This window comes from Arthrobacter sp. 2MCAF14, from assembly GCF_052115645.1.
Taxonomy (GTDB): domain Bacteria; phylum Actinomycetota; class Actinomycetes; order Actinomycetales; family Micrococcaceae; genus Arthrobacter.
Map to the genome: position 1 here is coordinate 1 of NZ_JBFRHB010000073.1, position 9,100 is coordinate 9,100.

Sequence of the window (9,100 nt, forward strand, 5' to 3'; positions counted from 1 at the left end):
GGCTTGTGGGAAACTTTCATCTACGAGATGCCTCTCTTTTCGGTGGTCAATGTGCTCTAGACAAGCTCCATTTTCCTCGAAAAGACGGGCATTCTCGGTTTAAACCGCCGCCCGCGTCTCGATCATCATCGGTGGATCAAGGCTAAGCCACCTCGAAGCAGTTGCTTCAGGCGTCGCGTCCGGCCAGACGTTGATTAAGCCGGTCCACTTCGTCCAAGACTTCGGTTGCTGCCCATGCGCGATTCCGTTGCGACTGGGTGATCTGCGTCAGAATGCCGGCGTTCGTCAGCCTGTCCAGGACCCTGTAGATGGATCGCTCTTCGATGCCCGCGATGTATGCGGCGCTGTGCGCTTCGAACACCGGCCGCTCCAAGAGCCAAGGAATGATCTTCTCGTCTGCGGAGCCTTTTCGGGGCCGGGCCGCCTCCGTCCATGCGGCCGGGAGGGCGTCAAGGGATGCCACTGACTCGCGGGCCGCTTCCGCTGCGCGGAGTGAGGATTTGGCCAGGTACAGCACGAACGGATCTACGTCGCCATTGCGGTAGTTGTTGAGCAAGGAAAAGTAGGTCTCCACGTCCGCAACCATGGCCGAAGCGATCGGAATTACCGTGTTCTTAGTCAGCCCTCGCCGGCGGGAGATCGCTCCGATCAGCGCCCGGCCAATACGGCCGTTGCCGTCGGTGAAGGGGTGGATGGATTCGAAATGGGCGTGCGCAATAGCCGCTTGGGCCATGATCGGGACGTCCCGCCGGGCGGAGAACGCCATGAGATCGTCCATGAATCCGGGGACGAGCTCTGCAGGCGGCGGCACATGGATGGCCCCTCGGGGTGAGTAGTCGCTTCCACCAATCCAGTTCTGGACGTCCCGGAATGAACCGGCATGCCTGCCGTCCATGGGGTCATCCTTCATGAGCATCTTATGCGCGGCAAGTAGGGCCTCCAGCCTGACCTCGCCTGTGGTGCCCGCATCGTTGATCATGCTCTGGACGGCTTCGGCGGCAGCCACCATCGAATTGGCCTGATCCGTTGCCTTCAGCCCGATCAGGGCGCGGGCGTAGTCATTTCGGTTGGCGTCGACGTGCTCGATCTTGGATGAAGAAACCGCCTCGCTGCGAAGGAGAAATCCACTGACGGCCGTCATGCGGGTGCCGGCGGTTACATCCAAAGATGCGATGGCAACGGCAGCCTCTTCGAGCGCCACGATGGTTTCCCGTCCGGGCTCGAACCAGAGATCCGCGATGAACGGCGGTAGCGACACCTCTACCTCTGTGAACTCCCGATCCTCGCGGGGCGGTCGTCCGGATGACTTCCATGGCACAATCTTGCTTCCGTGCGCGGGCCAAGCAGCCATGTAGTCTCCTGAAAACGGTGAGTTAGTCGCTCGCTACTCACATTTTATGGCAAAAAGGTGAGTAGTGGCGACCTTGGTGGTCGTTTCTCAGGCGGAGAATCCTTACTCCGCGAACAAGCCCGCCAGATCCTCCGCCGTCAAGGCGCCACCGGTCAGCGCATCGCCTTCCATGACGTCCGCGAACAGCTGCGACTTCCTGGTCTTGAGCGCCATGACCTTTTCCTCGATGGTGTCCTTGGCGACCAATCGGTAGACCATCACGTTCCTCGCCTGCCCGATCCTGTGGGTCCGGTCCACGGCTTGCGCTTCGGACGCGGGGTTCCACCATGGGTCCAGCAGGAACACGTAGTCGGCCTCGGTCAGGTTCAGGCCGAAGCCGCCGGCCTTCAAGGAAATAAGGAACACAGGCGCCGCGCCGTTCTTGAATTCGCTCACGACGTCGGCCCGGTTCCGGGTGCTGCCGTCGAGGTAGCAATACTCGATGTCCTCCGCGTCGAGCCGCTCCCGGACCTTGCCCAAGAACCCCGTGAACTGGCTGAAGATGAGGGCCCTGTGCCCCTCGGCAACGATGTCCTCCAGCTGTTCGAACAGCACATCCAGCTTGGAGGAGCGCACCGCGGACAAGGACTCGTCCACGAGGGAAACGTCCAGGCTCAGCTGCCGCAGCAGGGTGAGGGACTGGAAAATGGTAAAGCGGTTCTTATTGACATCGTCGATGAGCCCCAGGATTTTCTGCCGCTCACGCTGCAGGTGCGTCTGGTACACCTTCTGGTGCCGCGGGTTCAGCACCACTTCAAGGACCTGCTCCTGCTTGGGCGGCAGGTCCTTGATGACTTGCTCTTTGGTGCGGCGCATCATGAGGGGACGTACCCGACGGCGGAGCTTGGCGAGCTGGGCCTTGTCGCCGTTCTTTTCGACCGGCTTCTGGTAGTACTCCGCGAAACGGCGCGGGCTGGAGAACAGCCCGGGAGCGACGATCGAAGTCAGCGCCCAGAACTCCATGAGGTTGTTTTCCAGTGGCGTGCCGGTGATTGCCAGCTTGAAGGATGCCGGAAGTTTGCGGGCGCACTGGTACGCCTTGGACTGGTGGTTCTTGACGAACTGGGCTTCGTCGAGCATCAGCCCGGCCCATTCCTTGGCTGCGTAGGCCTCGTAGTCGATCCGGAACAGCGCGTACGAAGTGATGACGACGTCGGTTCCGGCCATGGATTCCTGCGGATCGGCGCCGCTCTTGGCGAAGGTCTCTCCGACCGTCTTTATGCTCAGGCCGGGCGCGAAGCGTTGGACCTCGGCGGCCCAGTTGCCCACGACGCTGGTAGGCGCGACCACCAAAAAGGGAGCGCTGCCGCCCGCGCCGTCAGCGGCGGATTCAGCCTGCTCCTTCGCCGCACACATCAAAGCAATCGCCTGCACTGTCTTGCCGAGGCCCATGTCGTCGGCCAGGACCCCGCCCAGGCTGTGACGGTACAGGAAACTCAGCCAGTTGAAGCCCTCCAGCTGATAGGGACGGAGCTCGGCATCGAGCGAGCCCGGCAGCGGGAGCCCGGTCACGCCGTCGTCGAGCAAGCCGCCCACGGCCTCGCGCCATGCCGCCGCCTGCTCGTCGACGATCCCCAATTGCGCGAGCTCATCCCAGAGCCCTGCCTGGAAGCGGCTGATCTGCAGGGTGCCGTGCCGGTCCGGGCTGTCCTGCAGAGACCTGGCCTCGTCGATCAGCGCGCGGAGTTGGTGCAGCTCGGGCAAGTCCAGTGAGAAGTGGGCGCCGCTCGGCAGCAGCATCCGGCTCTGGCCCGCCGCGAGGGCGGAAAACACTGCGGCGAAGGACACAGGTTCGCCCTCGAGCGTGATGACGATGCCGAGATCGAACCAGTCGCGGCTGTCGGTGGCCTTGGTCGAGATGGAGACGACGGGAGCCTCGGTTGCCTCGCGGTAGTCGGCGATCTCGCCCGAGGTGTCCACGACGACGTCGGGCAGCTCGCGCAGCCGGGGCAGCACCTCCTCGGTGAAGGCCAGGGTGTCCAGGCCGTCCAGCGCTACCGAGGCGGCCAGCCGTGGAGCCCCCCATCCGCCGCTCGATGATTCGCCCAGCGCGGCGACTACGTCCCAAAGCCGGCCCAGGGACTCAAGGATCCGGGCCTCCTCGGCGTCGTCGCGGTAGCCGTGGTCGTCCGGGTGCCGCCAGAGGGGCTGGGCAGTCACGAGCTTGCCGGCCTTGTAGTGCCACTCCCAGTGCAGCCGCACCCGGTGGTCAGCACCGTAGTTCGCCAGAAGGGACAGCGTGGGCACAGCGAGGACCGGCAACTCCACTGAATGGTCCGCTGCCGTGACCCGGGTGGACTGCTTGAGCTTCGGATAGAACGCCGTGAGGAACCGCTCTTCGTCATTCGCCGGGATCTGGAGCCGGGATGCGCCCATGACGAAATCGAGGAGTTCCTGCGACTCACAGCCCTCCAACGGAGCCAGCGTGATGAGGTTCTCGGGTGCCGATACCCCGGGCAAGTGTCCCTCGCCGGGACCCGTGAAGAACAAGCCATGTGCCGGGCGGCCGATCAAGCCCAAGGTCGCCGGATCAAGGGCGTCCGCGCCCAAGGTCACCGACGGCGCGAGCTGCAGTCCGTCGTCGGGCCGGCTAAGGTCAAGCCCGACGACGGCGGGCTCCGCAGCAATACGGACCGGCTCGGTCCCGCCGGAGTGGATGAGCGAAACCCCTATCTTGTCGGCTTCGACCAGGAGGCTCCACAAGTTCTTGCCGGCGAATTCGTTGAGGAGCATCCACATGCTCGAAGTGAGCTGCCGGTAGTCCGCAGTGGAATGCGCGGCCAGGAAGTTCTGCATCCAGTCGATATGCGCTTCGTTGAACTCGCGCTTGTAGCCGAGGTAGTTCAGGTTGGTCCAGGAAACATCGCCCCGGATCCACTTGCCCTTGGCGCCCATCATCACAGGGCGGGCCTTGAGCTGGCGAACGCTCCGGAGCGGATCCCGCCGGCCTGTGTAGGAGAAGTGCGGGGCCGGTTCTTCAACCTCGAACGCCAGTGCCAAGGGGAGGCCCTGGCCTTGCGGGGCGGTGCCCGGAGTGGCGATGAGCTTGCTGAGTGCCTGCTCCCAGGCCGGTCGCTGCACGATTCCCCCAGGCTGGGCCGTCTGTCCGAAGGCAGGCGCGCTGAGCAGCTGTGCCCGCACGGCGGGATGGTCTTCGGCGGCGAAGAGAAGGGCGGCCACGTGTTTGCAGTCCTTGCGGACGGGGCAGCTGCAAACGCCGACGGTGCAGCTCCAGCCGCCGGGCTTGCGGACCAGCTTGGCCGACGTCGAATACGCTGACGGGCCACTGCCCCTGACCTTGCCCATCATCAATCCCGTGGCGGAATCGAAAGTGATGCTGCTGACCCGGCTTCCCATGGCATAGGCGAGGCCGGCCGCCAGGGAGCGGTCGTTAATGGCGGGTGTCTGAATCGCCAGTTCCCAGGAGTCGTCTGAGTGGGAAGGCATTCGTTCGGGCTACTTTCGGCAGGAGGCTATCTATGAATCCTAGTCCCCGCCACCTCCCTCACTTCGCTCCGCTCAGTCAGGGAACCCGGGCGGCGTGGGCCCATACCTCCTCCCTCACTTCGCTCCGCTCAGTCAGGGAACCCGGGAGGCGTGGGCCCATACCTCCTCCCTCACTTCGCTCCGCTCAGTCAGGGAACCCGGGCGGCGTGGGCCCACGGAGCAGCCCTGAAACTTTGCCGGACGTTCACCTCTGCCTAGCTTGCCCGACAACCGCCCCCGCGTACGTTGAAAGGGTCCGGAGCAGCACAAGCTTCCAAGCAGTGAGGAAATCCCATGACCAGCAATGAGAACCCCGTCGTTCTGACGAAGGACAGCATCGAGGCCGACAGCGCCGACGTTGTGGACGCGAACGTCACCGTGGTCAACGAGATGTACGAGGAGCTCCTCAACCATGAGGAAATCGCTACCAATGCTCTGCGCAGCTACTTTGTGGACTACTACCTGACCCAAGCACTCGCGGGCGGTTTCGCGCAGTACGTGTTCACGGTGCCGGAACGCGAAGAGGTGGATGCGTTTGTCCGCGAAGGCCTCGAAGGAATGGGCGCCAAAGGCCACCTTGAGCTGTTCAACCGCACCGCCGCAGCTTTCGACGCCCTGTCCGAGGAAGACGCCGAGGCCTACCTGGACGGCGATCTTGACGAGTCCGAAGTGGCACCGGAAGCCGTTGCTGAGCTCGAAGCCCTCGACGGCGAATTCGAATCCCTCCTGGAGACCGAAGACATCATCGAACTCAACGCAGCGTGGCTCCGCAGCCAGGACGGCGTGCTCTACCTGGACGAGGAGCAGCTGAAGGCTCACATCGCCGAGCGCGTGGCCCTCATCCCGAACCTCGAAGAGCGCCAGGCCGAGGCAGCCGAAGCGGAACTTGAGAACGCCCCTGAATTCGAGCTCATCATCCGTGAACTGTGCGACGTTGCCGGCTACCAGCTGGAGAAGATCACCATGGGCGATCCCAACTACGAGCACGACGGCGAGACGATCCTCGCCTGGCACTTCACCACGGACCACGGCAACTACATCATGATCGAAGAGGACGACGAAGCCTTCATGATCCACCCGGAGACGAAGGAAATCATCGCCGCGGTGGAGTTCGAGGACGCTGAAGAGTTCGAAGACGCCTAAAACGCCCGCTCACCTTTAAGGCCTCCAGGACAAACGCTCGCTCAGATCTGCCGGCCGGGCCGGCGAGGCCTGAGCGAGCGTTTGCCTTTTGGGCTGCAAAGGTGAGCGAGGGTTTCAGTAGCCCATGCTGCTCCCGCTTGGGGTGCTGCTCCCGCTTGGGGTGCTGCTCCCGCTCGGGGTCAGCATGGAACCGGACGGGCTGACCAAGGACCAGACACCGCCCACGCCTTGGCCATAGGTGTCACTGGAGTCTTCGTCCTTGGAGTAGAAGTAGATGGGCATGCCGTTGATGGTGATCTGCATCTTGCCGTCTGCTGTGGGGATGGTGCCGATGGTTCCGCCCACCCCGTCAACCGCCGGCGTGGCCGACGTCGTTGTCACGGCCGGCCACGAAGTGGCACAGCCGCCGGTGCAGGCGCTCTTGCCGGAATCCTTGACGTCCTTCGCGAAGAAGTAGACGCTCTTGCCGTTCGCGGCAACCACTCGCTCGCCGACGCTCGACGACGCCGTCTTCAGTTCCGCCGCGCCAGCAGGAGTGCTCGACGCCGGAGCGCTTGAACTCGCCGACGCCGCGGGGCTGGGGCTGGTGGCGCTCGAGGACGTGGAAGACGGGCCGGGGCTTCCTCCACAGCCAGTGAGGGCGATGGCTAGAGCAAGAATGCCGAGCCCGGTGCCGAGTTGCTTCTTCATGGTTTGCTCCTTCGCTTCGACCGGCCGTGGACGTGCCGGAAGCTAACCCGTACGACGCCGTGGGGTGAAGAATGGTTCAGGGGGCTTGAACCTTTTTCGTGGCGGGCACGTCGTATCGCAGGAGAAGGGGAAGCCGAACACCAAGGAGGCGCCGATGCCGCTCGACGAGGACGTGGTGGCCGCGATCTATCGCGACCACGGCACGGCCCTGCGCCGCTTCGTGCTGAGCTGCACGCCGGACGCGCACTTGGCTGAAGACGTGGTGCAGGAAACCATCCTTCGCGTGTGGCAGCACGCCCCGCAGATTACCGGCAGCCTGCGCAGCTATTTGTTCCGCACTGCCCGCAATGTCATCATCGACAACTACCGCAAGGCCCAGCGGCGCCCGGCAGAGGCTGCCGAACGCGACATGGCGGACCCGGAGGAGGCCACCGAGCGCGTGGATGAGCTCCTCAACCGGGTCCTTATGGAGGAGGCGCTCCTGCGGCTCAGCACCGAACACCGGGAGGTCCTGGTAGCCCTGCATTACGAACGTTTCACGGTTAACGAGGCGGCGCTGAGGCTCAACATCCCCAGCGGCACGGTGAAATCCCGGGCCTTTTACGCCGTCAGGGCGCTTCGCACGATTCTCGATGAAATGGGGGTGCAGCGGTGAACGAAACTGGACTTCACCAATTGCTGGGCGCCTACTTGCTCGGCGGCCTCGAACCTGCCGATGCCCGGGTTTTTGAGGAGCACTTGGCAAGCTGCGCTGATTGCCGGCTTGAGCTGGGGGAGCTGGAGAGCCTCCCGGCCCTCCTCGACGCCGTCCCCGTGCCCGACGCCGTCGCGCTCGCCGCCGGGCGCCCCGCCGTCGTGCCCGCCGCCGCAGTTCCGGCCGCTACTTCCGACGCTCGCTCACTAATGGGGGCTTTTTCGGAAAGGCTCCCGCAGCCGATTCTCTTGAAAATGGCAGCACGGCGACGGAAATCCCGACGCCGGTGGACGGCTCTGGTGGGCGCCGTAGCCGCCACTTGCCTTGGGTTGGGCATACTGGCGGGGCCGGTGTTGAACCAGCCACCCAAGCCTGACGCCAGCTACTCTGTGCAGACGGACAATGGCCTGCAGCTCACTGTCGGGCTCGTCAGGAAGGCGTGGGGGACCGAACTGCAACTGGAAGGCCGCAGCATGCCGCCGCAAGGCACTATGTACCTGTGGGTCAAGGGCCGCGACGGCACGGAGGAAATGGCTTGCGGTTGGACCGCGACCTCCAGCGGCCACATCAAGGTCACGGGCGCGACGCCGGTCCAGCTCGCCGGGATTTCGGGTGTGGAACTGCGCGATGACAACCAGAAGATGGTCGCGGTGATTTCGGTCCCGGGGAGCTAGGGGTTCCCGGGACCTAGGTGGTCAGCGGTGAGCGGTCAGGCGGACGCTGGCTCGCTGGCCTCAGAATCGGGCAGATCGCTTCGCTCCCAGGTGGGCATGTCCAACCGGTTGAAACTGTAGAGATGGATTCCCGCGACGCCGTCCTGGTGCGCCATGAGTTCCGAAACCAGGCCTTGCGGTGAGTACTTGTCCCCGCCGAGAAGCTTGCGGGCTAGGGTTCCTTTGTTACTGAGGAACTTCAGGGATGTCCCGACGCCGATCTGGGTTGCCAGGGCCAGCAGCTTGATTCGGGGAACTGCCCCGGCAATCCCAGCCCACACGGGAAGCTCGACGCCTTCCCGGCGCAGGAGTGCTGCGTAGTCGAGGATCGTCGGGGCGGAGAAGCACATCTGCGTGACAACATGCGTCGCCAGGTGTTGTTTCGCCAGCAGGGCATCCAGCAAATCCAGCCCGCTCACGGAAGGATGCCCCTCGGGGTAACCGGCGATGCCCGCTGTGATGGTGCCGCCGGTGTACTCGGCGATGTCCGCCAAGAGGGGAAGGCCCGATCGGTAGGGGCCGGCACCAAGAGGTCCGTCTCCTCCGATGGCGAAGACCTCCGTGATCCCGGCGGCCCCGCAGTCCCGGAGGATGCCGGAAAGCTGCGCCCTGTCCTCCAGCCCGCGCGCGGAGAGGTGCGGAACCACGTTGTAGCCGAGGAGGCTGAGCTTGACGGAAGCCTCCATGGTCCGCGCGATGCCGTGATGGGGCAAGCAGGTGACGGTGAGCGTTGTGGAAAGCGGCACAGCGGCCTGGACTTTCTCAACGATTCCGTCCGAGGGAATGATTTCAATCCGGGTGGGGAACATGCTGGCTCCTTGCGGATCAGGCCGTCGCGTGGTGTGCGAGGAGGGTGCGGGCTTCCTGGCGGGTGGTGCCGGAGTCCTGGATGCCTTCGGCGATGTGGGCCAGGTGGGCGGGGATTTCGCGGCCTTTTTTGCGCATCGCGGTGGCCCAGAGGCGTCCGGCGCGGTAGGAGGAGCG

7 protein-coding genes and 1 pseudogene are annotated in these 9,100 nt (G+C 64.3%); 3 read left to right on the forward strand and 5 right to left on the reverse strand.

The genetic code is table 11. The features are described from left to right. Positions 1 to 166: 166 nt before the first annotated feature. A complete protein-coding gene (locus AB4074_RS24270) occupies positions 167 to 1,351 on the reverse strand; it encodes a Fic family protein (protein WP_441415673.1) in 1,185 nt (394 codons plus the stop codon). A 102-nt stretch (positions 1,352 to 1,453) separates the two neighbouring features. Continuing rightward, positions 1,454 to 4,837 (reverse strand): DEAD/DEAH box helicase, encoded by a 3,384-nt coding sequence (locus AB4074_RS24275; RefSeq protein ID WP_441415674.1) that lies wholly within the window; start codon positions 4,835 to 4,837, stop codon positions 1,454 to 1,456. 333 nt (positions 4,838 to 5,170) lie between these two features. Between AB4074_RS24275 and AB4074_RS24280 the strand changes: the two genes are divergently transcribed. Next, positions 5,171 to 6,019, forward strand: coding sequence for a DMP19 family protein (locus tag AB4074_RS24280; RefSeq protein WP_236813182.1), 849 nt, complete (start codon positions 5,171 to 5,173; stop codon positions 6,017 to 6,019). Between the two features lie 114 nt (positions 6,020 to 6,133). On the opposite strand, the gene AB4074_RS24285 is transcribed toward AB4074_RS24280, so the two are convergent. Further along, entirely contained in the window at positions 6,134 to 6,709 is a 576-nt protein-coding gene (locus tag AB4074_RS24285) for a COG4315 family predicted lipoprotein (RefSeq protein WP_441415675.1), read from the reverse strand. A gap of 154 nt (positions 6,710 to 6,863) precedes the next feature. Between AB4074_RS24285 and AB4074_RS24290 the strand changes: the two genes are divergently transcribed. Both AB4074_RS24290 and AB4074_RS24295 read left to right on the forward strand, forming a co-directional pair. After that, positions 6,864 to 7,364 (forward strand): sigma-70 family RNA polymerase sigma factor, encoded by a 501-nt coding sequence (locus AB4074_RS24290; protein ID WP_059389901.1) that lies wholly within the window; start codon positions 6,864 to 6,866, stop codon positions 7,362 to 7,364. Continuing rightward, on the forward strand, positions 7,361 to 8,077 hold the full coding sequence (locus tag AB4074_RS24295; RefSeq protein WP_441415676.1) for an anti-sigma factor family protein: 717 nt from the start codon (positions 7,361 to 7,363) through the stop codon (positions 8,075 to 8,077). The genes AB4074_RS24290 and AB4074_RS24295 overlap by 4 nt, the downstream gene beginning before the upstream one ends. A 35-nt stretch (positions 8,078 to 8,112) precedes the next feature. Here AB4074_RS24295 and AB4074_RS24300 read toward each other — a convergent pair whose 3' ends face one another. Together AB4074_RS24300 and AB4074_RS24305 are read right to left on the reverse strand one after the other, a co-directional pair. After that, entirely contained in the window at positions 8,113 to 8,925 is an 813-nt protein-coding gene (locus AB4074_RS24300) for a methylenetetrahydrofolate reductase (protein ID WP_441415677.1), read from the reverse strand. A gap of 16 nt (positions 8,926 to 8,941) precedes the next feature. Beyond that, positions 8,942 to 9,100: pseudogene (locus AB4074_RS24305) on the reverse strand (lipoyl synthase); the annotation flags it as partial.

What these genes read in the sequence shown, in the direction of transcription:
- AB4074_RS24270 (WP_441415673.1), bottom strand. Translation starts at nt 1,351, where the DNA reads ATGGCTGCTTGGCCCGCGCACGGAAGCAAGATTGTGCCATGGAAGTCA.
- AB4074_RS24290 (WP_059389901.1), top strand. Translation starts at nt 6,864, where the DNA reads ATGCCGCTCGACGAGGACGTGGTGGCCGCGATCTATCGCGACCACGGC.
- AB4074_RS24300 (WP_441415677.1), bottom strand. Translation starts at nt 8,925, where the DNA reads ATGTTCCCCACCCGGATTGAAATCATTCCCTCGGACGGAATCGTTGAG.
- AB4074_RS24280 (WP_236813182.1), top strand. Translation starts at nt 5,171, where the DNA reads ATGACCAGCAATGAGAACCCCGTCGTTCTGACGAAGGACAGCATCGAG.
- AB4074_RS24275 (WP_441415674.1), bottom strand. Translation starts at nt 4,837, where the DNA reads ATGCCTTCCCACTCAGACGACTCCTGGGAACTGGCGATTCAGACACCC.
- AB4074_RS24285 (WP_441415675.1), bottom strand. Translation starts at nt 6,709, where the DNA reads ATGAAGAAGCAACTCGGCACCGGGCTCGGCATTCTTGCTCTAGCCATC.